The sequence below is a fragment of the Candidatus Pelagibacter giovannonii genome, from assembly GCF_012276695.1.
In the GTDB taxonomy this organism is placed as follows: Bacteria; Pseudomonadota; Alphaproteobacteria; order Pelagibacterales; family Pelagibacteraceae; genus Pelagibacter; species Pelagibacter giovannonii.
On record NZ_CP038852.1, the window covers coordinates 1,203,872 to 1,228,791 of the forward strand.

The window sequence follows — 24,920 nt, forward strand, 5'->3', positions numbered from 1 at the left end:
TTATAGATAGTCCATCTTAGCCATCTTTAGCTCCCGGTTTTTTTGGACTATCCTTAAACTTAAAATGCTCCCCTTAAATTATTTCCTTTTTTTACAAATAATCTTATTTCTATTTATTACCCCTGGAACACCTAGAATTGTTATCATTTCTTATTCTATGAATTATGGAGTTCAAAAATGTATTTGGACAGCACTTGGAGACATAACTGCAAACTTTATTCAAGCAACTTTAGTAATTTTTGTTCTAGGATCTTTTTTTGTAGACAATCCAAATTTTTTAAACACTTTTAAGTGGATTGGAATTGCATATTTGCTTTATCTTGCTTATGACATTTATAATTTAAGACCAAAAAATATAAACTCAAATAATATTTCATCAAAAAGTTTTTTTTCTTTTTTTAAAGATGGTTTCTTAGTTGCAGGAACAAGTCCTAAAGCTTGGATGTTTTTTCCATTAATCTTTCCACAATTTATTGATTTTAATTCAAATTATATTGTTCAATTTATAATTTTAATCACAACATACATAGTCTTAGATTTTTTATCTTTAATTGCTTACGCTGTACTTGCTAGAAAATTGATTGTCTGGATAAAAGCAAATCCAAAAGTTATAAATACAATTTCAGCGTGCGTGCTAATAATAATCGCGGTTATAATAGCTTTTATTCAAAAATATTAAGTCGCAATCTTTATTACATACTTGTTTGTTTTTTAATTTCAGAGTTAAATAATTTCTTTAAATTTAAAACTAATAGAGGAAAATAAAAATGAAAATCAGAAATATACTAATTACCTTAGTTTCTGCAATTGCTCTTTTAATTTCAGCTTCAACTATATCTTTTGCGAAGGTTGTTGGGGATAAAATTATTTTAGGTGCAGCTGTTTCATTAACTGGAAAATATTCATCTAATGGTGTTCATACTCAAAACGGCTATAACTTAGCAGTTGAGAGAATTAACAGCATGGGTGGTGTTAAAGTTGGTGGAAAAACTTACAAGTTTGATATTATTTATTACGATGATGAGTCAAACTCTGGAAGAGCAGCACAACTTGCAGAAAGATTAATCCAACAAGATGGTGTTCAGTTTATGCTTGGGCCTTATAGCTCAGGACTTACAAAAGCTATGGCTCCTGTAACTGAAAAATATCAAGTTCCTATGGTTGAAGCAAACGGTGCGTCTAGATCGTTATTCACTAAAGGCTACAAATATTTATTCGCAGTACTAGCTCCAGCGAACTTATATCTTGATGTAGCAATTGATCTTGCTGTTGAAAAAAATGGTGGAAAACCAGTTAAGATTGCAATGGCATTTGAACAAGATGCTTTCTCACAAGATGTGAGATTGGGTATTGTTGAAGCTGCTAAAAGAACAAAGTCAAAAATCATTATTGATGACAAGTTACCAAAAGAACTTAACGATATGGCTGCTACTTTATCTAAAGTAAAAGCTACTAATCCAGACGTTCTTGTAGTTTCAGGTCATACTAAAGGTGCTTTGACAGCTGTTAGACAAATCTCAGAGATGAAAGTCGACGTGAAAATGTTAGCAATGACTCACTGTGATGCTGCTAAATTATCTAAGCAACATGGTAAAGCTTCTGAGTACGCACTTTGTGCTTCTCAATGGCATAAGTCTCTATCTTATACGGACAACTTTTTTAAAGATGGTATGACGTATGATGCAGACTTTACTAAAGCTTTCGGATATGCGCCGCCATACCAAGCTGCTGAGTCTTCTGCTGCTTTATTAGTTTTTAAAGATGCGTTCGAAAGAGCACAATCATTTGATACTAAAAAAGTTAGAGATGCTTTAGCTGCAACTGATATGCAAACTTTTTATGGAAACATAAAATTTGCTGCAGGTGGTCAAAACGTATCTAAGCCAATGGTACTTTTCCAAGTATCATGTAACGATGATGGTAGTAAGTGTGAAAACAAAGTTGTTGCTCCAACAAAATGGGCATCAGCTGAGTTGGTACACCCAATTCCATCTTGGTCAAAAAGATAACACCTAATATGTAAAATGCTCCCTAGTAATAGGGGGCATTTTTTTATAAACATCTAAAGAATTTATGGATTTTCTAATTTTTCAAGCACCTATCTTAATGGTTCAAGCGTCAATGGATGGAATACTTCTTGGTATTTTGTTTGCATTAATTGCTTATGGAATGGCATTACAGTGGGGAGTGATGAATATAATAAATATTGCTCAAGGAGAATTAGTAATCATGGGTGGATACATTGCATATTTCATGTACCTTTCAGGGATACATCCAGCGTTTGGGGTAATCGTATCACCAATCATTATGTATTGCGTGGGTTGGGGAATGTATAAGCTTGTTATCAATAAAGTAGTAGACAAAGATTTGTTCACTTCAATACTTGCAACTTTTGGAATTAGTATTTTAGCTCAGCAATTAATGAATTTTGCATTTGGTGCAGACGTAGTAGTTGCTCAATCAAATTTTGGTACAACAATGTTATTTAACAACTCTGTTACACTTCCAAATGCTAAAATATTCTCAGGAGCAGTTTGTGTGATATCTGCAATTATTCTTGTCATTTATATGAAGAAATCAAAACTAGGTAGAGCAATTAGAGCAACTGCTCAAAATGCAAGAGCAGCAAAAATTTTAGGTGTTGATACTGAGAAAGTTTATGCAGCAACCTTTGGAATTAATGCAGCATTATGTGGAATAGCAGGAGCATGTATTGCAATTACATTCACTCTCCATCCATACACTGGACTACCTTATACAGTTAGATCTTTCATGATCGTAATTATTGCTGGACTTGGAAATTTACCAGCTGTTGCAATATCAGGAATGGGACTTGGTGTATTTGAAGAATGGGCAGATTATCTGCTTGGGACAGAATTTAGAATTGCAGCAGTATTTTCGTTATTAGTCATTATATTAGTTTATAGAAGATTTAAATTAGCTCGAAAAAGAGAGTATTTAAAATAATGAGTAAAAATACACTCCTATACGCAGGCTTAATAATTTTTGGTTTGGCTGGAGCATTCATATTCCCTGCTTACAAACTACAATTATCATTTTTATATATTTTAATTGTTTTAGCTATGACTTGGGATGTTCAAGGTGGACAGATGGGTTACAACACGTTCGGTAATATATTATTTTTTGGTGTTGGAATGTATGTTGCATCAAGCACTCAAATAGCAATGTTCTTTTCACTAGCAGAATGGACAGATGCAGGTGGAGAAAAAACTTTTGTTCATACTATCCCTCAATTTTTTCAAGGTTTTGGTGTTGGTATATTATTAGCAGGAATTATTCCGACAATAATTGCAGGAGTAATTGGTTATGGGATTTTAGGTTTAAGAGGACACTACTTTGCAATTTGTACTTTAGCATTGGGAATTGCTGCTGGAGAAATTGCTGGTGGAATTGAAATAATTGGTGCAGGTCAAGGTATGACAGTTCCAGTTTGGCCAAAAGGTTTTGGATCTAATGCATCATCATCTCAGTTTTTATATTATTTGTGTCTTGCTCTTGTAGTTGTAACTTTTGTTTCTTTGAAATGGGCATACAGCACAAGATTTGGATTAGTTTTAAATGCAATAAGAGATAATGAAGATAAAGCTGAAGCGATGGGAATTCACACAATGAGATATAAGATTATTGGCTGGATGGTTTCAGCATTCTTTGTTGGAATTGCTGGAGGATTAATGGGACATATTAATGGTTATATTGAACCAACTGAGATCGCATTTGCTGGACCAACATTTGGTGTGTTCATGGTTTTAATGGCAATCCTTGGTGGTAAAGGAACTTTATGGGGACCACTTGTTGGTGCAACTATATTCCACTTATTTAAAGAAGGTTTTTGGACCTACTTCTTAGGCTGGCAGTATGTTGCTCTTGGAGTTTTAATTATTGTAATTGTTGTTTATTTTCCCGAAGGTGTAATGGGATGGTTAAGAGAAAAGTATCCTGAAAGATTTGGTGAAGTTGTAGATGAAGCTGATTTAAAAGCACAGGTAGAATTAAAGTAATGGCCATATTAGATATATCAAATGTAAGTAAGTCTTTTGGGGGTGTTAAAGCTAATGTTGATATTTCAATGTCAGTTGATCAAGGTTCAATTGTTGGATTAATTGGTCCGAACGGATCTGGTAAAACCACTCTATTTAATTCCATTGTAGGAACTTACCCAATCGACAATGGTTCAATTAAATTTGATGGCACAGAAGTTTCAGAACTGCCAGTTCCTGTTGTTGCAAAGCTTGGACTACTTAGAACTTTTCAACAAACAAGAATTTATGGAAAATTAAACTGTATTCAAAATATGCTAATCAGTCATAAGCCAGAAAATGATGGAATATTAACAGTATTTCAAAAAATACCTTCTGATTTAACAGATAAGGCTGAAACATTATTAAAATTTGTAGGACTTCATCAAAAAAGAAAGCTTAGAGCAGGAGATCTTTCTTTTGGACAGCAAAAACTACTAGAACTTGCCATGGCACTAATGAATGAACCTAAAATGCTTTTATTAGATGAACCAACAGCTGGGATAAACCCTACTTTAATTAATGGAATTATTGAACGTTTGATAAGTGTTAATAAAGATTATGGAATTACTTTGTTAGTTATAGAGCACAATATGAAAGTAATTATGAATTTAGCACAAAGAGTTTTTTGTTTAGCACACGGTCAAATGTTAGCAAATGGAACTCCGGATGAAATTAAAAATGATAAGCGTGTGCTAGACGCTTACTTGGGAGCACAATAATGTCAAATCAATACGATGTATTAGGTAAAGCACCAGGGCCAGAAGATTTACAAAAATTATCTCCAGATAATATTCACTTAACTATAAAAAAATTATCAGCTGGTTATGGCAAAATGGAAATACTTCATGATTTTAATTTAAATGTAAGTAAGGCTCAGTCACTATGTTTGATCGGACCAAATGGTGCAGGAAAATCTACAATACTTCATTCTATTTATGGATTTACAAATATTTTTTCAGGACAAATAGAAATTGATGGAAAAGAAATTACCAACTTAACTCCAGCTCAAAAACTTACTTCATGTGGAATTGCTTATATACTTCAAGATAATTCTGTTTTTCCAGATATGACTGTTGAAGAAAATTTATTGATGGGTGGTTATTCCAAAGAAAATACTGATGAGTCCCATGAAGAAGCAGAAAGAATTTTTGAAAAATATGAACGATTAAGAAATAGAAGAAATCAACCTGCTAAAGTTTTATCAGGTGGAGAAAGAAGATTATTAGAAATTTCTAGAGCACTAGTTATGAAGCCATCGGTATTACTAGTTGATGAACCATCTATTGGATTGGAGCCAAGATATATTGATATGGTTTTTGAAATTTTAAGAGATCTACAACAAACAGAAAAGAAAACAATTATTTTAGTAGAACAAAATGCCAAAAAAGGATTAGAGTTTGCAGATATTGGTTACGTTTTAGTATCAGGACAAACTGCGATTGCTGGTAAAGGGGATGATTTATTAAAAAACCCTGATGTCGGTAGATTATTCCTTGGAGGTTAATGATTAATAAAGAATTTTTCTTTAAAGGTTTCAAATCAATTCTAGCGCCAGACAGCCCAGCCCTTGCACTTGGTTGTTGTTTTATCGCTATCGGTGCACTTCTTAAAAATTTAGGCTTTAATATTCAGGAAAGTATTCTTTCGACAATGCTTACTTATGCTTTGCCAGGTTCATTGGTTATGGCAGAGTCACTATTAGTTGGAGCATCATTATTAAATATTTTTTTAGCAGTATGGTTTGTTAATGCACGACTTTATCCAATGGCAGTTTCTTTATTTCCATTAATGATGCATAAAAGCCAACCTAAGTGGAAATATTATTTTTCATGTCATTTTATTGCTGTGTCGGCATGGTTGATAATGAAGAGTAATTATAAAAGTATTGAAAAAAAACACAGAATTGATTTCTGGATTGGAATTGGTTGTGCAACCTGGACAACAGCTGTAATTGGGACTTTCATTGGATTTTATGCCTCAGATTATTTGGATAAAAATATGATGATGGGTCTAGCAATTTTAAATCCAATTTATTTCTTATGTATGATGGTGGGTGCAATGAAAACTGTTCAAATTACAGCTTCAGTAATTCTAGGTTTAGCGCTGGGTCCAATTTTTTATTTTTTATCTCCTGAATGGTCAATTTTATTAGGTGGTTTTATTGGTGGAACTATTGCTTATTTTATAGGAGAATTAAATGTCAACTAGTGTAGTTCTTGCAATTTTAGTTACATCTCTTGCCACTTTCTCATCTAGGTTACTAGGGGTAATTTCCTCTGAGGGAATAAAAGAAACTTCAAAATTATTTAGATATTTTAATTGTCTTGCATACTCAACTTTAGCAGCACTGATTGCTAGAACAATTATTTTTCCTGTAGGAGTTATGTCTGATGCGAGCTATTTAAGTAGACTCATTGTAGTTTTATTTTGTTTATTTATATTTTTTATTTCAAAAAGAAATTTTGTTTATCCAACAGTAATTTCTGCTATTATGATGACATTACTAAGTAATTACTTATAATGGAAAAAATTTCTGGATTAACAATAACTGAGCACCAAAATTCAAAAAGGATAATTGATATTAAAATTGAAGATGAGATTTTAGATAAATTAATTTTTCCATTCAATAAGTTTGATATTACCGCTTTAGAGTACAAACCATTTACTCGTTTTACATTAGCAAAAAGCTTAGATGAGCTTACATCTAATGAATTAAGCAAGCTTATGAATAAGATAATAAGAGACCGAGAAACAGGTTGCTTTATTATTGGACCCAAGAACCTTAATTCTAAGATTAATCATACTTTTTTAGTTAAGCTATCAACTGCTATTGCTCATTTGATTGGAATTCCAAACCATGACTCTATGGCTGGAAAATATTATGCAAGATTTATTGTTAAACATGAGGACAAAAGTGACTCGTATTTAAGAAAAGCTTATACGAATATGGACCTTCATACAGACGGAACTTATGTCAAAGAAGTTACAGATTGGTTGTTAATGACTAAAATTGATGAACAGAATGTAGAGGGTGGAGAGACAGCAATGTTACATCTAGATGATTGGGAACATTGTGGGGATTTATATAGTGATCCAGTAGGCAAGCAGAATTTTATTTGGGGATCACCAAAAAGTAAAAATATAGACTACAAGGTAGAGCATCCAGTGTTTTCGTCTGATGAAAACGGCAAACCTAATATTTCTTATATAGATCAATTTCCTGAGCCTAAAAATATGGAACAAGGTAATTTCTTGCAGAGATTATCGGATGGCTTAGAAGAAAGTAAAAATAAAACTATTACTAAATTACCTGTTGGATCTGCAATAATTGCTAATAATTACTTTTGGCTGCATGGAAGAAAACCTTTTAAAGAAAATAAAGATTTAAGTAGAGAACTGTTGAGAATTAGAGGTTCTTTTTTTATTAATTAATTCACTAATATCACTATAAAGTAACTATATTTATGAAATTAGGCTTTATAGGAACAGGTAAAATTACATCTGCAGTGGTCACTGGTATTTGCAGCTCTAGTATTTCATATAAAAAAATAATCATTTCTAATAGAAATAAATCTACATCTAGCATATTAAAAAAAAATTTAAAAAAATAAGTATTAACAAAGATAATCAGGAAATAGTTAATTCATGTGATTGGATATTTTTATCAGTAACCCCAACAGTGGGTGAAAAGATTATTAAAAATTTAAAGTTTAGATCAAATCAAACTATAATTAGCTTCATATCAACAATTACTTTAGCTCAACTTAAAAAAGCTATTAAAGTAAAAGCTAAAATAGTAAGAGCAATACCGCTACCACCAATATCTTTAAAAAAAGGACCAGTACCCATTTGTCCTCCAAATAAAAAAGTAAAAGATTTTTTTAATAAAATTGGAACTACTGTCGAAATCAAAAATGAAAAATCATCAATTAATTTTTGGTCAACATCTGGAATGATGGCTCCATTTTATGAACTATTAAGAGTGATGACTAATTGGTTAGTCAAAAGAGGAGTTAAGCGAAATGATGCACAAAAATATATAACATCTTTATTTTTAGCATTATCTGAAGATGCAGTTGTGCATTCTAAAAATGATTTAAAATATTTAGTAAAAGAATCTCAAACACCTAAAGGATTAAATGAACAAGGTGTTAAAGAACTAACAAAAGCTGGTTTTTATAAATCTTTAGAGAAAACTCTCAATAGTATACATAAAAGATTAAATAAATAAATTTTCATGGATCAACAACAGAATATTTTACAAATTAAAAATCTATCTAAATATTTTGGAGGATTGGCTGCAGTTTCAGATTGTTCTTTAAAAATTAAGAAAGGTTCTATTACAGGAATTATTGGACCTAATGGATCAGGCAAAACTACTTTATTCAATTTAATTGCAGGAAACTTGAAAGCATCAAGTGGAAAAGTTTTACTCTATGATGAAGATGTAACAAATGTTCCTTCATATGAACTATTTTCAAAAGGAATATTAAGAACTTTTCAAATAGCACATGAATTTACCAATCTTTCTGTTCTTGAAAATTTGATGATGGTACCAGCAAATCAGTCTGGTGAAAAATTAATGACAGCTTTACTGAAACCAAGTCTAGTTAGAACTGAAGAACTTGCTGTAAAACAAAAGGCTCAGGATGTAGTTGATTTTTTAAATCTAACTCATTTATCAAATGAATTAGCTGGAAATTTATCTGGTGGCCAAAAGAAATTACTAGAACTTGGACGAACTATGATGGTTGATGCAAAATTAGTATTACTTGATGAAGTAGGAGCTGGTGTTAACAGAACGCTACTTAAAGATCTGGGGACTGCAATTCTTAAGTTAAATAAAGAAGAGGAGTACACATTTTGTATGATCGAGCATGATATGGAATTTATAAGCAGATTATGTGACCCAGTTATTGTTATGGCTGAAGGGTCAGTTTTATTTGAAGGAACTGCTGAAGACGCTAAGAAAGATGAAAAAGTTATTGAAAGTTATTTAGGTAGAGGATCAAAAATAAAGGATGAAAATTAATGGCTTTTTTTGAAGGTTTAAAAATGACAGGTGGTTATGGTAATGGACCTGATATCATTAATTCTTGTTCGGTTGATGTTAATAGAGGAGAGATAGTTTCAATTCTTGGACCTAATGGTGCAGGTAAATCAACTGCTATGAAAGCATTGCTTGGTCTTTTAAGTTTAAAATCAGGTTCAGTAGTAATTGATGGAAAAGATATTTCAAAACTTTCACCACAGGATAGAGTAAAAGAAGGTATTTCGTTTGTACCACAAACTAAAAATGTATTTTCTGGAATGAGTGTTGAAGAAAATTTAGAAATGGGTGCTTATTTAAGAGATGATGATTACCAAGAAATCATAGAAGAAATTTATGAACTCTTTCCAGTATTAAGAGAAAAAAGAAATCAGCTAGTAGGTGAATTATCTGGAGGCCAAAGACAACAGGTAGCACTTGGGAGAGCATTAATGATAAAGCCGTCTGTATTAATGTTAGATGAGCCTACAGCAGGAGTTTCTCCAATTGTAATGGATGAATTATTTGATCATATAATTAAAGTTAAAAGAACTAATGTTGCAATTTTAATGGTTGAACAAAATGCTAAGCAAGCACTTAATATTTCTGATCGAGGATATGTACTGGTTACTGGTGAAAATAAATATTCAGGAACAGGAATAGAATTATTAAATGACCCAAGAGTAAGAAGCTCTTTTTTAGGTGGATAGTATGGATTTTTTAAACGCAATTATATTATTATTAAATTACATTTTTGTACCAGCACTTACTTATGGCTCACAACTAGCACTAGGTGCAATATTTGTAACTTTAATTTATGGAATTCTACGATTCGCAAACTTTGCAACTGGAGACATGATGGCTTTTGGTACAATGGTTACTATTTTAATTACTTGGTACTTTCAATCAATAGGCATCTCTTTAGGTGTTTTACCAACAGCTCTTCTTGCCATACCTTTTGCTATAATTTTTATGATTGGCTACATGCTCTTTATAGATAAATTTGTATTTAGGTATTATAGAGTTCAAAAAAGCCCACCAGTTCAACTTGCGATGGTTAGTATTGGTGTAATGTTTGTAACACAAGCTGTGGTTAGAATAATAATTGGTCCATCAGACAGAAGATTTTTTGATGGAGAAAAATTTATTATTAAAGCAAGTGAATTTAAAGAGATGACAGGACTTAATGAGGGGTTAGCTATTAAATCTAGTCAGGTAATAACTGTATTTGTAACACTTGTATTGGTTTCAATTTTATTCTGGTTTTTAAACAAAACTAAAACAGGAAAAAGTATGCGTGCTTATTCGGATAATGAGGATTTAGCTTTATTATCAGGGATAGATCCAAAAAGAGTAGTTATGATTACATGGATTATTGCTGGTATTTTAGCAACTATTGGTGGAGCTTTGTATGGTTTGGACAAAAGCTTTAAACCATTTACCTACTTTAATAATATGCTACCAATTTTTGCTGCTGCAATTGTTGGTGGTATTGGAAACCCTTTTGGAGCATTTTTAGGAGGGTATGTCATAGCTTTTTCAGAAATATTCCTCACCTATGCTTATAAAAAATTCTTTATGTATGTTTTACCAGAAAGTATGGAGCCAGAAACATTAGTGCAATTATTATCTACTGATTATAAATTTGCTGTATCATTTTCTATATTGGTGATCGTTTTGCTTTATAGACCAAATGGAATATTTAAAGGGAAAGTATTGTGAGAAAGCACTTAAATGTAATTACAGCCTACGCAATAATGATGGGTTTAATTATCTTAGTTGGAATATTTCAATCATGGAATGTTGCTCTATCAATTTTTAATATGTGTTTGATTTCTGCAGTGATGACCATGGGTGCAAACATTCAATGGGGATATGCAGGCCTAATTAATTTTGGTCTCATGGGTTATGCAGCATTAGGTGGATTGGCTGCAGTTTTAATATCAGCCCAACCAGTACAAGAAGCGTGGGTTGCTGGGGGTTTTAATATTTTAATGTGTTTGTGGTTGATAGTGGCGATGATATTTGCAATTCGATTTGTATTAAAATATTTTGAAAAATCAAAGTTTAGAACTTATGGTATTGCGGCAATTATTATTGCTGGAATTGTTATTATAAGAATAACATCAGAGTCAAGCATTGAAGCTATTGAAAGTGTTAATCCTGCAACCACAGGGTTTCTTGGTGGATTAGGGTTGCCAATTATGTTTTCTTGGATTGTTGGTGCTTTTTTTGCGGGAGGTCTAGCTTTTGTAGTTGGAAAAGTTGCACTAGGGTTACGTGCAGATTATTTAGCTATTGCAACACTACTTATTTCTGAAATTGTTATAGCTATTATTAAACATGAAGATTGGTTAACAAGAGGTGTTAAAAATGTCATTGGATTGGATAGACCAGTACCTTATGAAGTTGAACTTCAAACAAAAGAATGGTTTATAAATCTAGTTGCAAAGTTTAATTCAGGTAAATTAGATTTAATTGCAAGTATTTCTGATAAACAAGCAGCTCTTAATCAATTAGTTATTGAAGGATCATCAGTATTTGTAAAACTTTGTTATTCAGGATTGTTTTTAATGGTGGTTATAGCTCTTTTAATAATTACTCAAAAAGCTCTTTATTCTCCATGGGGAAGAATGATGAGAGCGATCAGAGATAATGAAGAAGCAGCAAATGCAATGGGTAAAAATGTTGTTAAACAGCATTTGTTAATTTTTATTTTAGGTTCAGCAATTGTTGGAATTGCTGGTGCAATGTTAGTTACTCAAGATGGTTTATTTACACCAGGTAGCTATAGGCCAATGAGGTATACTTTTTTAATCTGGGTTATGGTTATAGTTGGAGGAAGTGGAAATAATTTTGGTGCTATATTAGGTGGTTTTGCGGTCTGGTTTTTATGGATTGAGGCAGCGCCAATAGCATTATTCTTAATTAATCTATTTACTGCAGGTTTAGCAGACACACATTCATTAAAAATTCATTTAATTGAAAGTGTTCCATATTTTAGGTACCTAATGATGGGAATGGGTCTCTTATTAATCATGAGATATCGTCCTAAAGGTATACTTCCTGAGAAAATCGAAATAAAATAAATATATTATGAAATATATTATACTCGGAGCTGCAGTAGCATGGGCTATGTACATCGGAGATAAATATTTTTTTTAATGAATAAGAATTTATGGTTGCTGATTTTAAGTCAAGTCTTTGCTTTCACACCAGCACCTGTAACAGTTTTTTTAAGCGGAATAATTGGTTCTCAATTTAGTCCAGTAAAGTTTTTAGCAACTTTACCGATGGCTTTATCAATTGTAGGTATAGCTATTTTTGCAACTTTTGCAGCAAAGGTCATGAGTATAATTGGACGGAGAGTAGGCTTTATACTTGCCTCTGTAGTAAGCTCTTTGTCATCTCTATTAGCTGCTTACTCAATAGTTAATGAAATTTTTATTCTTTTTAATTTTTCATGTTTTTTACTTGGAGCAGGAGGAGCCTTTAGCCATCAATATCGTTTTGCAGCTGTTGAAACAGTAAAAAAAGATATGGCACCAAAAGCAATATCAATAATATTATTAGCAGGAATAGGCTCAGCTTTTATAGGCCCAAATGTTGCCAATATAACAAAAGATATCATAGCTGAACATTTATATGCTGGATCTTATATTGCACTTGCAGCTTTAACTCTTACTTCAACAATTTTTTTATTATTTTATGAAGATGGGCATAAACCAAATCGTGTTAACAAAAAAATTAAACGTAGTTATTTAGAATTAATTTCTCAACCAAGGTTTCTACAGGCTTTAGTGGCTTCTTCATTTGCTTATGCTGTGATGTCATTTTTAATGACTGCAACTCCAATAAGTATGCATGTAATGGAAAAAATAAGTTTAACTAAAACAGGGTTTGTAATTCAACTTCATATTGCAGCAATGTTTTTACCATCACTAGTTACAGGCAATTTGATAAGAAAATTTGGTCATAGTAAAATTATGTATGCAGGAGTTGCTTTATTTTTGATAACAATTTTGACTAGTTTATTTGAGCAAAACTTTGTTAATTATTTAATCGCTCTGATATTTTTAGGATTTGGTTGGAATTTTTTATTTATATCTGGAACGAGTTTATTAGTTTTATCTTATAGGGAAGATGAAAAATTTAAAGCACAAGGCTTTAACGATTTAATTGTTTATTCTATTCAAGCAGTAGCAAGTTTATCAGCAGGAGTTTTTTTAACTTTAACAAGCTGGAAAACAATGAATTTAATTTGTTTAATTTTTTTAGCTATAATCATTTTAACAACATTAAGAGCAGATTTTAGAGAAAGAAAATAAAATGGATTTTTTATCTTATTTTCAACTTAGTTTAATAGAAATATATTATGTAATATTTATAGTATTTATTGCATCTATAATAAGAGGTTTTAATGGTTTTGGTTTTTCTGCAATATGTATATCTGGTTTTTCTTTTATACTTCCAGCTATTGAAATAGTTCCAATTATCCTGGCATTAGAAGTAGTTATTAGTATTTTTATGGTTCCATATATTTGGAACAAAATTGACTGGAGATTTGTTTTCAAAATATTATTAGGAATAATTATTGGTTCCCCAATTGGCCTTTATTTACTGAAGTATTTAAATCCACAAACAACTCATTTATCCGTTTGTTTATTAGTGATATTTTTTTCAATTTTATTAATGAAAGGATTTTCTAATCAAAAAATTAATAATAATTATGGAAAATTTTTTACAGGTATAATTTCTGGAGCATTAAATGGTCTTACAACATTAGGTGGTATGCCAGTAGCACTTTTTTTATTAATTACAAGTATTCAACCAGCAGTAATTAGAGGTTCGTTAGCAGCTCTATTTTTTTTAACAGATATTTATGCATTTGTTCTAAGTTTTTTTTCAGGAATTGTTGATATGACAACTATTTATAGAGTAATTCTATTAATTATAATTTTACCACTAGGAGTTTTTATTGGGGATAAATTTTTTGTTAAAAGTAAGGAAGAAACTTATAGAAAAGTTGTATTTTATTTTCTAATAATTATTTCAATTATTGGAGTCTTAAGAATTATTAGTAATTTTTAAATAAAAAAAACCCCCAGCAATTTTCACTGCTGAGGGTTTTAAAATTAAGATTTTAATTATCTTTGTTTTTTATTTTTGAATTTTCCGCCTTTGATTTCTTTCTCTAAGAAAGAACCTTCAGCTTCACCTACACTAGTAAAAGAAACTCCAGTTGCACCCTCGTAGTCAACTTTTTTACCTTTAGCTAGTAAGTCTAAACCTTTTTTAAGTTCACCTGGATAAATTTTAGTTCCAGGACCGTTAGCAACATCCATTACATTTTTAGCAATAGAAGCTCTATCAGCTGATCCACCGGCTTGTATTGCAAGAACAATTAAAGCTCCAGCATCATAAGACTCACCCGTGTAAGGTCCTGATGAATCAATACCAGCAGCTTTAGCAACAGATGCAAAAGTACCTGCTGTTTTTTTGTTCATTGAACCAGGCATTGAACCAAAAGATTTATTTAAATCTTTTCCAAATGCATCAGTCAATGAGTCACCAATCATACCATCTGATAAAATAAATTTATCAAATGCACCAGAGTCTAAAGAACCTTGTATAATTCCTTTTCCACCTTGGTCAAGATAACCAATTACTGCAACTGCATCACCACCTGCTGAAGCTAATGTAGCTACTTCAGATGAGTAATCAGCTTTTCCATCTTCATGAGCTGATACAATAGTTACTTTAATGCCATGAGCTTTTACTGCTGCCGCATAAACGTCAGCTAAACCTTTTCCATAGTCATTATTTGTGTAAGTAATAGCAACACTCTTAACTTTTCTGTCTTTAGTAATGTCAGCTAAAATTTGTCCACCTCTAGCATCAGAAGGAGCCGTTCTAAAGAAGAACCCTTTATCGTCTAAAGTTGTAAGTCCTGGTGAAGTCGCTGATGGTGAAATCATTACCACACCGTTTGGAACAGCAACATTAGATGCGATTGCACCAGTCACACCTGAACAGTCAGCACCCATAATAGCTGCTACACCCTGTGCAATAACGCCTTCAGCTGCCGCTGTTGCTGCTGCTGAGTCAACACAAGTTGAATCTGCTCTTACTACTTCAATTTTTTTTCCACCTAATAGCGAACCAGAGTCAGAAGCTTCTTTAAATGCAAGCTCTGCAGAAGCAGCCATAGCTGGTGTTAGAGATTCAATAGGACCAGTAAATCCTAAGATAATTCCCATTTTAATCGCGTGTCCGTCTGCGAATGCGTTTGATGTGAAAGTTGACACAAACATAAATGCAGCAATAAATAGTTTTTTCATTATTTTCCTCTTTGATTGTTAACAATTTATAAAAAGCTAATTAAATTATGATTAATCTAATAATTCAATGAGTAAATTATCTTATTTTATGAAGTAAATAGACTGAACCTAGCACAATTATACCACCAATAAGGAATAAAATTGTGGGTATCTCTCCAAAAATTAAAAAAGTTAACCCAATTCCAAAAATTGGAAATAATGAGTAAGAGGGGAAAATTTGACCAACAGTATAAAATTTATATAAATAGAACATCAGTAAGTGAGCACCTAAGGACACAACAACAGCCTGATAAAATATTAAAAGCCAAGTATTAATATTTATTGATTTAATATTTGTGATTGCATCACCTTCAATAAAAAAAGATAGGATTAGTAATATTATAAATCCAAACAAACCTGTAAATGCATTTGTTAAACTGACATCTAAATCTTTTAACTGTCTTGAGTAAACTTGAGCCAAACCAAAAGATAATGCCATTAAAGCTGCATAAAATAATCCTAGCAAATTATTAGCTAATTTTGGGTCAAAAAATATTATTAAAATTCCAACAAAAGAAGTAAAAATTAATATCCATTTTTTTGAACTTATATTTTCATTTAGCATGATAGAGCTTGCCATAACACCAAAAGGAATTGCAAGTTGTGATCCCACAATTACTGGAGAGATAATTGATGAGTAATAAAGAGATAGTGTCATAAACACATAAACCATAACACCCATAGAAATAGAAAAAGCTATTAGTGAGGGCATATATTTTTTTTCAGGTATTCTAAACTTCCAAAATGGTATTAATAAGATTAATACAATTCCCATTCTAAGAGATGCCATTAGAATAGGAGGTATAGAGTCGTTCAATGCCAATTTTGTAATTGGAAAAGCACTTCCATATGCAATAGCTATAAAAAGTAAAATTAATAAATGTTTGAAAGGCAACCTGTTATCCCATTGTGAATGGGTCTAACATCGGTTTATCCGAAGAATTATACCATGTTGTTTTTATTCTTGTATATTCTTTAATAGACTCGATCCCTGCTTCTTTTCCATACCCACTATCCTTGATTCCCCCAAATGGAGCCATGGGTGAAATTAGCCTGTATGTATTTACAAATACTATTCCAGCTCTTACTGCCTTTGAAACTCGCATGCTTCTTCCAAGGTTTGATGAATAAACTCCAGAGGATAATCCATATTTATTATCATTCATTAATTTAATAGCTTCTTCCTCCGTATCAAACTTCATCACAGATAATACTGGACCAAATAATTCATTTTCAGCAGTAGGTAAATTATGATTTTCGCATTCAATTATTGTAGCTGGAAAATAATAACCTTTATTAGATGTATCTGATCTTTTCCCTCCACATCTAATTTTTCCTCCTTGTTCAATGGTAGCTTCAATATTTTTTTCTATATTTTCTAATTGTTTAAAACTATTTAAAGGCCCCATTTGAGTATCTTTATCCATTGGTGCACCCAGTTTTATCTTTTCTGCTTTTACTACTAATTTACCTAAAAATTCATCGTATATCTCAGACTGGATATAAAGTCTTGATCCAGCAATGCAACTTTGACCACTTGCACCAAAAATCCCAGCAGTAATACCATTAAGTGCATTTTCTTGTTCAGCGTCATTAAATACCACAACAGGACTTTTTCCACCTAGCTCTAAGCTTACTTGAGATAAATTTTCAGCAGAATTTTTTACAATATGTTTTGCAGTTTCTGGGCCACCAGTGAATGCAATTCTTTCCACAAGATTATGCGTGGTTAGAGCCTTACCACAAGGCTCACCTAAACCGGTGATTATGTTAACTACTCCTTTTGGTATTCCTGATTTTTCAACTAATTTTGCAAATTCTAACAAAGTTACAGGCGCAAGCTCAGATGCTTTTATTACTACCGTATTACCCATTGCCAAGGCAGGTGCAAGTTTTACAGCGGTTAATAACATTTGAGAATTCCATGGAATAATTGCAGCTACTACCCCAATAGGTATTCTGGTTGTTGTTACTTGCATATCTGGTTTATCTATTGGTACAACTGTTCCTTCAACTTTATCTGCAAGACCTGCAAAGTAATCATAGTACTCAGCAATATAATTAGCTTGTGTTTTGGTTTCTCTAAAAATTTTTCCTGTATCGATAGTTTCTATAGTTCCAAGATGTTCAGCATTCTCTCTCAGTAAGTTTGCTAGAGACCTTAAATATTTAGCTCTTTTCCTTGGATGTAAATTAGACCAGGAGTTATCAAAAGCTTTTTGTGCAGCCTTTACTGCTTTATCTACATCTTTTTCATTTGCCTCAGGTACAGTTGCCCAAACTTCATTATTCTCTGGGTTTAAAGTTTCAATAGTTTTACCAGACTCAGAGTCAACCCATTGACCATCTATGTACATTTTAAAGTTTTGAATTTTTGTCATTTAATTATTAATAAAATTTTTAAGATTTATATTAACATCATCTGCACACTCTATACTACAAAGATGTTTTCCATTATTTATCTCAGTAAAACTTGAGTTTATTAAATCATTAGATAAAGATTTTGACATCTCAACAGTTGAACCTAAATCATCTGATCCTGTCATCACCAGAGTTTTAGTTTTAATATTTTTAATCATATGGATATCATCTTGATGATAAGCAAATAGTTTATAGGCTTTTAAAAAATTTAAATGATCTTCACCTTCTTTTGTCAAAACTTTTATAAATTGATTATAAATTTCTGGATGGTCGTTTAAGTATTGATCTGTGAACCATCTTTTTAGTGCCTGCCTTGAAATAGGTTTATTCAACTTAGCTTGCTCAAATCTTTCTATGACTAAAGCTCTTTGTTCTTTTGTTCTTTTATATGCTGTTCCTATTAATGTAAGGCTTTTTAATTTATCTTGAAATTTTGAAGCAAAATCTAATGCAATTAATGAACCTAAAGAGAAACCTACAAGATTAATTTTATCAATTTTTAAAAACTTTAATAAACAGTCTAGTTGATCTGAAAAATCATTTAATGTGATCTCTTCTTTATTGTAAGGAGTTTTTCCGTGCCCTAATAAATCATAGGTAATTATTGAATGATCACTTAAGGAATTAACTTGAGAGTCCCACATTTTTTGATCTAGACCAACACCATGAACAAAAACTAATGGTTCAGTTTTATTATCAATGAAAGAATGATAATTTTGATTAGGATCAAAATTGTGTGGCATTAATTTATTTAGGATCTAGTCCCATTTCCTTCATATCTTGATATCTATCGCCGGTTCTAGCATGAGCTCTACCACTTGATGCACCACCTATTGCTATAACTATTTCATCGTCAAAAGGGGCATCGTGTATAGTAAATTCATGTGTAAGATAATAAGGCCTTAGACCAGAATCTGTTTTATGCATCATCGGAATTGACATTTTAGAACCAGCAGGACTTCTTGTGTTCGTGAAACTTAAATAAGATGTTCCACCAACAGCATCTCTAAATTTATTACCAAACCTTAAAGTGTGGATAAATGCAGATGCATGTTCAATTTCACCATTAAGTCCAACAGTTCCAGCCTTACCATAAGCTAAAATTTTTTCAGGAGAGCCCATTTCTTTTATTAATTCAGAGACAAGAATAGTACCTAATTTGGGAGCTAAATCTAAAATGATTGGTTTTAAGTCTTCAACAAAACCTTTTCCATGCCATGGATTTTTAAATACAGCAGCAACCGAAACTAGTAGAACAGGTTCCTTAGCTTCTTTACCACCTTCAATAAAAGTTTTATCAACAAATTTTGCAAATTTTCTAAGTTCTAGTTTCATTAACTTACTTTCTCTATATTTGAATTATCTAAATTAATTTTTGGTATTACTTCATCATTAAACAGTTTTATACTTCTCATGCAAGCATCATGCTTTATACCAGGAAAGTTAGACCATACTTGCAAGTTTTGTAAATTTAATTCAGATTTTAATTCATTTATTTTATTAATCACATACTCAGGTGTTCCAAATAATAAATTTCTTTTATGCAAAAAGTCATAGTTCAACAGATCTAATTTATGCTTTGTTTCTGGTAAATCTTCATCTGGATTCATATGATTTCCCAATCCTCTCCAATGACAAACCCATTTCATATAATTAATAATATGTTCACCAGCCATTTTTTCTGCTTCTTCCATAGTTTCTGCTACAAACATATCTCTAACTAAAGATACACCTTCTCCTAATGGTACATCTCTATTTTCTGCTTTAGATTTTGCATCTCTATAAATTTCAAATCTTTTCTTTAAAGCTTTAACAGTAGGTATCCACATTATAGTGTTTAATCCATTTTGAGCTGCCCATTCAATCGATCTCGCTCCATCAACTACTTGCCATATAGGAGGGTGTGGTTGTTGCATTGGTTTTGGAACAACGCTAATTTTTTTTATTTCACTTGTTTTTGTATCTAAAAATTTATCGCTAGGTGGGCTCATGTCATGTTGCCAAGTAAAACCAGGAGTAGGATATGTATAAAACTCACCCTGATGACTAAAAAATTCCTCAGTCCAAGCTTTTTTCATGATTGATAAAGACTCATCAAATAATCTAAAATTTTTAGCTTGATCTTTTAGGTCAGCCTCTTTGTTCATATTGATAGCTTCTCTTCCATAAATTCCTCTTCCAATACCAACATCAACTCTCCCTCCAGACAATTGATCTAGCAAAGCTATGTCTTCAGCTAGACGAATAGGATTATGAAATGTAATTACATTGCAAGCTTGACCTATTCTAATTTGTTTTGTTCTGGCTGCAGCATCAACTCCCATCATCAGTGGGTTGGTACAAGATTCCATTCCTTCATGATTGAAGTGATGCTCTGTATACCAAATAGAGTCCCAATTATTTTCATCACAGTAACTAGTGATTTCCTGGGTTTCGTTTAATAATTGATTGTATGGTTTATGATTCCAATTAGTAGTGTTACAAAAATATCCAAATTTCACTCAAACCTCCTTAAATAATTAAATTTAAAGACGACTGATCCCACTTTCGTATTCTTTAGTACCGTTTAAACCTTAAGTAACGACGAGTTATGTACGCTTTTCCTAAACTCTATTTTAACTAGACTCCTAATTCAATATATATTTAATCAAAATATTGCAGGTAATTTATGAAATTAAACAAAGTAGAGCCAAAATATATTTCAAAATCCAATCCAAGAATTGGTCTTATAACACTGGGTAGTGATTTTAGAATTGAAAAGGATTTTAATAATATGATCTATGGAAGAGACATTGATCTCTATGTAAATAGAATTCATTGCTACAATCCATTAACCAATGAAACGTTAGCTAAGATGTCAGATGACATTACTGATGTTACAAAAGATATTTTGCCAGATCAAAAAATAGATTGTGTAGCGTATGGTTGCACATCTGGAACAGTTGCAGCTGGATATGATGTGATAAAAGAAAAAGTAAATTTGGCTAAACCAGAAGCAAAAGTAACGACACCAATAACTGCAGCTATTAAGGCATTAAATAAATTAGGCATTGATAAAATATCTATTTTTACACCTTATACAAAAACAATAAATGACTCTGTGGTTGGCTATTTTGAAAAAGAAAATATTAACGTTAATTCTTTAACTTATTTTGATATTGAGTCTGATTTAGATATTGGAAAAGTTGATGAGGATCATTTATTTGATGTCTTGTCAAAAGTAGATCTTACAGATAGTGAGGCGTTATTTGTTTCGTGTACGGCTTTACCAGTACTATCTATAATTAATAAGCTAGAAGAAAAACTAAATAAAGTTGTTCTATCAAGCAATCAAACTTTAATCTGGGACTCTTTTAATGTAATTAATTATAAAGAAAAGATTGATGGTTTTGGAAAATTATTTAATAGTTAATCTATATGAATTTTAGCAAAGAAGAATACAAAGCAAGATTAAATAAAGTTCAAAACTCAATGCAAGAAAAAGGCATAGAACTATTAATCTCTAGTGATACAGCCAATATGAACTATTTAACTGGCTATGATGCTTGGTCATTTTATTATGCTCAAGCTGTAATTGTACATGTGAATGCTGATGAACCATTATGCTGGGTTAGAAAACAAGACTCAGGTGGAGCATATATAAAAACTTATTTAAAAAATGAAAATATTTTAGTTTATGATGAAAAATATATTCATACTTGGCCAGTGCACCCTTATGATAATTTAGTAGAAATTATAAAAGAAAGAAAATGGGATAAACTTACAATAGGTTTAGAAATGGATAGTCATTATTTTACAGCTTATTGTTATGAAAAAATGAAACAAGGGCTACCAAATGTTAAATTAAAAGATTCTGAAAGATTGGTTAATTGGGCTCGTGTTGTTAAATCTAATGCAGAGATAGAACTTATGAAATCTGCAGCAATAATTTCCCAAAAAGGAATGCAAACAGCAATTGATGTAATAAATCTGGGTGTCAGACAATGCGATGCTGTAGGTGAAATTCAAAAGGCATTATTTTATGGAACTCCAGAATTTGGAGGGGAGTATTCAAGTATTGCAACATTACTTCCAACAGGAAAAGGTACTTCAGCATCACATTTAACAGCAACACAAGATAAATTTGTGGAGGGTGAGGCTACAATAATAGAGCTTTCAGGCGTATATCAAAGGTACCACTGTCCAATGGCTAGAACAGTTTTACTTGGAAAACCTGATCAATTGAAAATTGATACTATGAATAAAACAAATGAGGCACTTCAAGCTGGAATAGATGCTGCAAAACCTGGACAAACAGCAGATGATGTTGCGCAAGCTTTTTGGAAAATTTTAGATAAATATGGAATAGAAAAAACCTCTAGAACTGGTTATTCAATAGGAATTGGCTATCCACCTGATTGGGGTGAGCATACTCTTAATATATCTAAAGGCGATATGACTATATTAGAACCAAATGTTACTTTTCATATGATTGCTGTAATGCAATTTGGAGGGTGGGGAGTTGAAGCATCAGAAGCAATACGAATAACCGACAAAGGGTGTGAGTTATTTTGTAATTTTTCAAAAGATCTTCAGATTAAGTAGTTGAAATAAAAAAACTTGATAAATAAGCCAACAAATGTTTTAAATCCCCTGGAGAAAATATGGCAAAAAACAAAGAATTTGTAAAATTTGACAATGTAGACAAAAGCTATGATGGTAAAGTATTAGTTGTTAAAGGATTAAATCTAGACATTGAAGAAGGTGAGTTTGTAACAATGTTAGGACCCTCTGGTTCAGGTAAAACAACTTGTTTAATGATGCTTGCTGGTTTTGAAACTCCAACTCATGGAGAAATTTATTTAGATGGTAAAGTGATTTCAAATATTCCACCTCATAAAAGAGGAATTGGAATGGTATTCCAAAATTATGCTTTATTTCCACACATGACTGTTTATGAAAACTTAGCTTTTCCATTAAGAGTAAGAAATATTCCAAAAGATGAAGCAGATAAAAAAATTGATAAGGCTTTATCAATGGTATCTCTTCATGGTTTTGAATCAAGAATGCCGATGCAATTATCAGGCGGACAACAACAACGTGTTGCTGTGGCAAGATCATTAGTTTTTGATCCACAGGTAGTGCTTATGGATGAACCTCTAGGAGCATTAGATAAAAATTTAAGAGAGAGCATGCAATATGAAATTAAACATATTCATGAAAGTATTGGTGTAACAGTTGTTTATGTAACACACGACCAAACTGAGGCTTTAACAATGTCAAATAGAATTGCAGTTTTTAATGATGGTAAAGTTCAACAGCTATCAAGCCCAGATGAATTGTATGAAAAACCAGTTAATTCTTTTGTTGCTGAATTTATTGGAGAAAATAATAAATTTTTAGGTCAGGTTGCAGATATTTCAGGTGATAAATGCAAAGTAAAACTAGAAGATGGTACAGAAATTTTAGCAAATTCAGTTGCTGTAAAAGCAAAAGGGGACAAAACTAAAGTTTCACTAAGACCTGAAAGAGCAATTATAGATCCTACAGATAAAATGGATAACAATCATAAAGGTAAAATTGAAGAAATTATTTATCATGGTGATCACACAAGACTTAGAGTTGATTTACTAGGGAATAAAGATTTTATACTTAAAGTACCAAATAGCACTGCAAGACTGGATCTTAAAAAGGGTAATGTGCTTAATATAGGCTGGAACAGTGTCGACTGTAGAGCTTTAGATCCAAAATAAGCTGTAACAATTTCCTAGATAAATAAAGGCAAATTAGACATAATTGGCTGTTGACTAAGCCTATCTATATTGTTTTACTTTGATTTTATAAAATAACAAACGTTAACGTTAAATAGGAGAGAAAATGAAAAAATTAAGTAAACTATTACTTGCTCTATCTTTTGTACTTTCTATCACAACTTCAGCATTTGCAGTTACTGTAGTGTCTTGGGGTGGTGCTTATACTGAAAGTCAAAAATTAGGGTACGGTGATCCTACAGCAGCAAAATTAGGAATACCTGTTAATTGGGTAGACTACACTGGTGGATTATCAGAAATAAAAGCTCAAAAAGAAGCTGGAAAAATCACTTGGGACATTATTGATGTGTACGCAAAAGACACTATCATTGGATGTGACGAAGGAATTTTTGTTGAATTCGATTTCGATAAAGACTTCGCACCAGCTCCAGATGGAACACCAGCAAGTCAAGATTTCTTTACTGGCATGCCTTCTAAATGTGCAGTTGGAAACATCTTGTACTCTTGGAACTATGCTTACAATGACGCAACAATTGGTGACAAAAAACCTACTACACTAAAAGACTTTTTTGACACTAAAAAGTTCCCTGGAAAAAGATCAATTTACAAAGGCGCAATGTCTAACTTAGAAATTGCTATCACTGCAGACGGTGTAAATCCCGGTAAAGGTTCTGACTTAACTTACAGAAAACTGGAAGCTGATGGTGGAATTGACAGAGCTATGAATAAACTTAAAGCACTTTGTCAAGATCCAAATGGTGGATGTGTATTCTGGAATGCTGGAGCTCAACCGCCTGAATTACTTGCTAACGGTGAAGTAGTAATGGCAACTGGTTGGAATGGTAGATTCTTTAACGCGCAAATGGAAGGAACTCCTCTTGTACAAGTATGGGATGGACAAATTCTTGACTATGAATATTTTGCAATGGTTAAAGGTGGACCTAACGATGCTAACGGTAAAGCTATGAAAGTACTTAGAGAAATGACAAGTACTGAAGGTTTAGCCGGAAGTGCTAAGTATATTGCTTATGCTCCTTGGAGAAAATCTTCAATTGCTATTATAGATGCTGGAGAGCCATGGTATAAAGATGGTAAAACAAGCATGGTACAACACATGCCTACAGCACCTGCTAATACAAAAAAATATATCCTAATGAATCCTGATTTCTGGGCAGATAACCAAGATGAAATCAACGAGAAATGGGAAGCAATGAAAGCTGGACTATAATTTGGTTTTATAGATTAAGTTTTTATTATAAAATACTAGGGCGGTTACAAAATAACCGCCCTTTTTTTTTAA

At 32.0% G+C, this 24,920-nt stretch carries 27 protein-coding genes; 21 read left to right on the forward strand and 6 right to left on the reverse strand.

Going from position 1 to position 24,920, the window contains the following annotated elements; all coding sequences use genetic code 11:
* Positions 1-157 precede the first annotated feature (157 nt).
* The 17 genes from E5R92_RS06495 (at position 158) to E5R92_RS06570 (ending at position 14,160) form a co-directional block, all read left to right on the forward strand.
* Positions 158-679, forward strand: coding sequence for a LysE family translocator (locus E5R92_RS06495; protein WP_229704522.1), 522 nt, complete (start codon positions 158-160; stop codon positions 677-679).
* Between the two features lie 88 nt (positions 680-767).
* Positions 768-2,009 carry an amino acid ABC transporter substrate-binding protein gene (locus E5R92_RS06500; RefSeq protein ID WP_168607276.1) on the forward strand — a complete coding sequence of 414 codons (1,242 nt, stop codon included), beginning with the start codon at positions 768-770 and terminating at the stop codon, positions 2,007-2,009.
* 64 nt (positions 2,010-2,073) lie between these two features.
* The gene (locus E5R92_RS06505; RefSeq protein WP_168607277.1) at positions 2,074-2,967 is read left to right on the forward strand and encodes a branched-chain amino acid ABC transporter permease; all 894 of its coding nucleotides are present in this window, start codon (positions 2,074-2,076) and stop codon (positions 2,965-2,967) included.
* Positions 2,967-4,019 (forward strand): branched-chain amino acid ABC transporter permease, encoded by a 1,053-nt coding sequence (locus tag E5R92_RS06510; RefSeq protein WP_168607278.1) that lies wholly within the window; start codon positions 2,967-2,969, stop codon positions 4,017-4,019. The genes E5R92_RS06505 and E5R92_RS06510 overlap by 1 nt, the downstream gene beginning before the upstream one ends.
* Positions 4,019-4,759 (forward strand): ABC transporter ATP-binding protein, encoded by a 741-nt coding sequence (locus E5R92_RS06515; RefSeq protein WP_168607279.1) that lies wholly within the window; start codon positions 4,019-4,021, stop codon positions 4,757-4,759. Before E5R92_RS06510 ends, E5R92_RS06515 begins: the two co-directional genes overlap by 1 nt.
* Positions 4,759-5,544, forward strand: a complete 786-nt coding sequence (locus E5R92_RS06520) for an ABC transporter ATP-binding protein (RefSeq protein WP_168607280.1) — start codon at positions 4,759-4,761, stop codon at positions 5,542-5,544. Before E5R92_RS06515 ends, E5R92_RS06520 begins: the two co-directional genes overlap by 1 nt.
* Positions 5,544-6,248 (forward strand): AzlC family ABC transporter permease, encoded by a 705-nt coding sequence (locus tag E5R92_RS06525; protein ID WP_168607281.1) that lies wholly within the window; start codon positions 5,544-5,546, stop codon positions 6,246-6,248. Before E5R92_RS06520 ends, E5R92_RS06525 begins: the two co-directional genes overlap by 1 nt.
* On the forward strand, positions 6,238-6,561 hold the full coding sequence (locus E5R92_RS06530; protein ID WP_168607282.1) for an AzlD domain-containing protein: 324 nt from the start codon (positions 6,238-6,240) through the stop codon (positions 6,559-6,561). Before E5R92_RS06525 ends, E5R92_RS06530 begins: the two co-directional genes overlap by 11 nt.
* Positions 6,561-7,472, forward strand: coding sequence for a glutarate dioxygenase GlaH (gene glaH / locus E5R92_RS06535; RefSeq protein ID WP_168607283.1), 912 nt, complete (start codon positions 6,561-6,563; stop codon positions 7,470-7,472). The genes E5R92_RS06530 and glaH overlap by 1 nt, the downstream gene beginning before the upstream one ends.
* 32 nt (positions 7,473-7,504) lie before the next feature.
* Positions 7,505-7,651 (forward strand): NAD(P)-binding domain-containing protein, encoded by a 147-nt coding sequence (locus tag E5R92_RS07505; protein ID WP_229704523.1) that lies wholly within the window; start codon positions 7,505-7,507, stop codon positions 7,649-7,651.
* A gap of 23 nt (positions 7,652-7,674) precedes the next feature.
* Complete coding sequence (locus tag E5R92_RS06540; protein WP_229704573.1) at positions 7,675-8,271, forward strand: pyrroline-5-carboxylate reductase dimerization domain-containing protein; 597 nt, start codon at positions 7,675-7,677, stop codon at positions 8,269-8,271.
* 6 nt (positions 8,272-8,277) lie between these two features.
* Positions 8,278-9,072 (forward strand): ABC transporter ATP-binding protein, encoded by a 795-nt coding sequence (locus tag E5R92_RS06545; RefSeq protein WP_168607284.1) that lies wholly within the window; start codon positions 8,278-8,280, stop codon positions 9,070-9,072.
* Positions 9,072-9,779 carry an ABC transporter ATP-binding protein gene (locus E5R92_RS06550; RefSeq protein WP_168607285.1) on the forward strand — a complete coding sequence of 236 codons (708 nt, stop codon included), beginning with the start codon at positions 9,072-9,074 and terminating at the stop codon, positions 9,777-9,779. Before E5R92_RS06545 ends, E5R92_RS06550 begins: the two co-directional genes overlap by 1 nt.
* 1 nt (position 9,780) lies before the next feature.
* Positions 9,781-10,791 carry a branched-chain amino acid ABC transporter permease gene (locus E5R92_RS06555; protein WP_168607286.1) on the forward strand — a complete coding sequence of 337 codons (1,011 nt, stop codon included), beginning with the start codon at positions 9,781-9,783 and terminating at the stop codon, positions 10,789-10,791.
* Positions 10,792-10,826: 35 nt separating this feature from the next.
* On the forward strand, positions 10,827-12,158 hold the full coding sequence (locus E5R92_RS06560; protein ID WP_168607475.1) for a branched-chain amino acid ABC transporter permease: 1,332 nt from the start codon (positions 10,827-10,829) through the stop codon (positions 12,156-12,158).
* Positions 12,159-12,233: 75 nt separating this feature from the next.
* A complete protein-coding gene (locus E5R92_RS06565; RefSeq protein WP_168607287.1) occupies positions 12,234-13,397 on the forward strand; it encodes an MFS transporter in 1,164 nt (387 codons plus the stop codon).
* Position 13,398: 1 nt separating this feature from the next.
* The gene (locus E5R92_RS06570; protein WP_168607288.1) at positions 13,399-14,160 is read left to right on the forward strand and encodes a sulfite exporter TauE/SafE family protein; all 762 of its coding nucleotides are present in this window, start codon (positions 13,399-13,401) and stop codon (positions 14,158-14,160) included.
* A gap of 56 nt (positions 14,161-14,216) precedes the next feature.
* On the opposite strand, the gene E5R92_RS06575 is transcribed toward E5R92_RS06570, so the two are convergent.
* The 6 genes from E5R92_RS06575 to E5R92_RS06600 form a co-directional block, all read right to left on the reverse strand.
* Positions 14,217-15,410 (reverse strand): ABC transporter substrate-binding protein, encoded by a 1,194-nt coding sequence (locus E5R92_RS06575; protein ID WP_168607289.1) that lies wholly within the window; start codon positions 15,408-15,410, stop codon positions 14,217-14,219.
* Positions 15,411-15,486: 76 nt separating this feature from the next.
* Positions 15,487-16,344, reverse strand: a complete 858-nt coding sequence (locus E5R92_RS06580; protein ID WP_168607290.1) for a DMT family transporter — start codon at positions 16,342-16,344, stop codon at positions 15,487-15,489.
* 4 nt (positions 16,345-16,348) lie between these two features.
* Positions 16,349-17,830 carry an aldehyde dehydrogenase gene (locus E5R92_RS06585; RefSeq protein ID WP_168607291.1) on the reverse strand — a complete coding sequence of 494 codons (1,482 nt, stop codon included), beginning with the start codon at positions 17,828-17,830 and terminating at the stop codon, positions 16,349-16,351.
* Complete coding sequence (locus tag E5R92_RS06590; protein WP_168607292.1) at positions 17,831-18,613, reverse strand: alpha/beta fold hydrolase; 783 nt, start codon at positions 18,611-18,613, stop codon at positions 17,831-17,833.
* Positions 18,614-18,617: 4 nt separating this feature from the next.
* Positions 18,618-19,205 carry an amino acid synthesis family protein gene (locus tag E5R92_RS06595; protein WP_168607293.1) on the reverse strand — a complete coding sequence of 196 codons (588 nt, stop codon included), beginning with the start codon at positions 19,203-19,205 and terminating at the stop codon, positions 18,618-18,620.
* Positions 19,205-20,371, reverse strand: coding sequence for an LLM class flavin-dependent oxidoreductase (locus tag E5R92_RS06600; protein WP_168607294.1), 1,167 nt, complete (start codon positions 20,369-20,371; stop codon positions 19,205-19,207). The genes E5R92_RS06595 and E5R92_RS06600 overlap by 1 nt, the downstream gene beginning before the upstream one ends.
* A 167-nt stretch (positions 20,372-20,538) precedes the next feature.
* On the opposite strand from E5R92_RS06600, the gene E5R92_RS06605 reads away from it, so the two are divergent.
* From E5R92_RS06605 to E5R92_RS06620, 4 genes are all read left to right on the forward strand, one after another.
* On the forward strand, positions 20,539-21,282 hold the full coding sequence (locus E5R92_RS06605; protein ID WP_168607295.1) for a maleate cis-trans isomerase family protein: 744 nt from the start codon (positions 20,539-20,541) through the stop codon (positions 21,280-21,282).
* Positions 21,283-21,287: 5 nt separating this feature from the next.
* On the forward strand, positions 21,288-22,454 hold the full coding sequence (locus tag E5R92_RS06610) for a M24 family metallopeptidase (protein WP_168607296.1): 1,167 nt from the start codon (positions 21,288-21,290) through the stop codon (positions 22,452-22,454).
* A 59-nt stretch (positions 22,455-22,513) separates the two neighbouring features.
* Positions 22,514-23,602, forward strand: a complete 1,089-nt coding sequence (locus E5R92_RS06615) for an ABC transporter ATP-binding protein (protein ID WP_168607297.1) — start codon at positions 22,514-22,516, stop codon at positions 23,600-23,602.
* A gap of 124 nt (positions 23,603-23,726) precedes the next feature.
* Positions 23,727-24,848: an extracellular solute-binding protein gene (locus tag E5R92_RS06620; protein ID WP_168607298.1), complete on the forward strand. Its 1,122-nt coding sequence runs from the start codon at positions 23,727-23,729 to the stop codon at positions 24,846-24,848.
* The last annotated feature ends 72 nt before the right edge of the window (positions 24,849-24,920 follow it).

What these genes read in the sequence shown, in the direction of transcription:
- E5R92_RS06495 (WP_229704522.1), top strand. Translation starts at nt 158, where the DNA reads ATGAATTATGGAGTTCAAAAATGTATTTGGACAGCACTTGGAGACATA.
- E5R92_RS06500 (WP_168607276.1), top strand. Translation starts at nt 768, where the DNA reads ATGAAAATCAGAAATATACTAATTACCTTAGTTTCTGCAATTGCTCTT.
- E5R92_RS06505 (WP_168607277.1), top strand. Translation starts at nt 2,074, where the DNA reads ATGGATTTTCTAATTTTTCAAGCACCTATCTTAATGGTTCAAGCGTCA.
- E5R92_RS06510 (WP_168607278.1), top strand. Translation starts at nt 2,967, where the DNA reads ATGAGTAAAAATACACTCCTATACGCAGGCTTAATAATTTTTGGTTTG.
- E5R92_RS06515 (WP_168607279.1), top strand. Translation starts at nt 4,019, where the DNA reads ATGGCCATATTAGATATATCAAATGTAAGTAAGTCTTTTGGGGGTGTT.
- E5R92_RS06520 (WP_168607280.1), top strand. Translation starts at nt 4,759, where the DNA reads ATGTCAAATCAATACGATGTATTAGGTAAAGCACCAGGGCCAGAAGAT.
- E5R92_RS06525 (WP_168607281.1), top strand. Translation starts at nt 5,544, where the DNA reads ATGATTAATAAAGAATTTTTCTTTAAAGGTTTCAAATCAATTCTAGCG.
- E5R92_RS06530 (WP_168607282.1), top strand. Translation starts at nt 6,238, where the DNA reads ATGTCAACTAGTGTAGTTCTTGCAATTTTAGTTACATCTCTTGCCACT.
- glaH (WP_168607283.1), top strand. Translation starts at nt 6,561, where the DNA reads ATGGAAAAAATTTCTGGATTAACAATAACTGAGCACCAAAATTCAAAA.
- E5R92_RS07505 (WP_229704523.1), top strand. Translation starts at nt 7,505, where the DNA reads ATGAAATTAGGCTTTATAGGAACAGGTAAAATTACATCTGCAGTGGTC.
- E5R92_RS06545 (WP_168607284.1), top strand. Translation starts at nt 8,278, where the DNA reads ATGGATCAACAACAGAATATTTTACAAATTAAAAATCTATCTAAATAT.
- E5R92_RS06550 (WP_168607285.1), top strand. Translation starts at nt 9,072, where the DNA reads ATGGCTTTTTTTGAAGGTTTAAAAATGACAGGTGGTTATGGTAATGGA.
- E5R92_RS06555 (WP_168607286.1), top strand. Translation starts at nt 9,781, where the DNA reads ATGGATTTTTTAAACGCAATTATATTATTATTAAATTACATTTTTGTA.
- E5R92_RS06560 (WP_168607475.1), top strand. Translation starts at nt 10,827, where the DNA reads ATGATGGGTTTAATTATCTTAGTTGGAATATTTCAATCATGGAATGTT.
- E5R92_RS06565 (WP_168607287.1), top strand. Translation starts at nt 12,234, where the DNA reads ATGAATAAGAATTTATGGTTGCTGATTTTAAGTCAAGTCTTTGCTTTC.
- E5R92_RS06570 (WP_168607288.1), top strand. Translation starts at nt 13,399, where the DNA reads ATGGATTTTTTATCTTATTTTCAACTTAGTTTAATAGAAATATATTAT.
- E5R92_RS06575 (WP_168607289.1), bottom strand. Translation starts at nt 15,410, where the DNA reads ATGAAAAAACTATTTATTGCTGCATTTATGTTTGTGTCAACTTTCACA.
- E5R92_RS06585 (WP_168607291.1), bottom strand. Translation starts at nt 17,830, where the DNA reads ATGACAAAAATTCAAAACTTTAAAATGTACATAGATGGTCAATGGGTT.
- E5R92_RS06590 (WP_168607292.1), bottom strand. Translation starts at nt 18,613, where the DNA reads ATGCCACACAATTTTGATCCTAATCAAAATTATCATTCTTTCATTGAT.
- E5R92_RS06595 (WP_168607293.1), bottom strand. Translation starts at nt 19,205, where the DNA reads ATGAAACTAGAACTTAGAAAATTTGCAAAATTTGTTGATAAAACTTTT.
- E5R92_RS06605 (WP_168607295.1), top strand. Translation starts at nt 20,539, where the DNA reads ATGAAATTAAACAAAGTAGAGCCAAAATATATTTCAAAATCCAATCCA.
- E5R92_RS06610 (WP_168607296.1), top strand. Translation starts at nt 21,288, where the DNA reads ATGAATTTTAGCAAAGAAGAATACAAAGCAAGATTAAATAAAGTTCAA.
- E5R92_RS06615 (WP_168607297.1), top strand. Translation starts at nt 22,514, where the DNA reads ATGGCAAAAAACAAAGAATTTGTAAAATTTGACAATGTAGACAAAAGC.
- E5R92_RS06620 (WP_168607298.1), top strand. Translation starts at nt 23,727, where the DNA reads ATGAAAAAATTAAGTAAACTATTACTTGCTCTATCTTTTGTACTTTCT.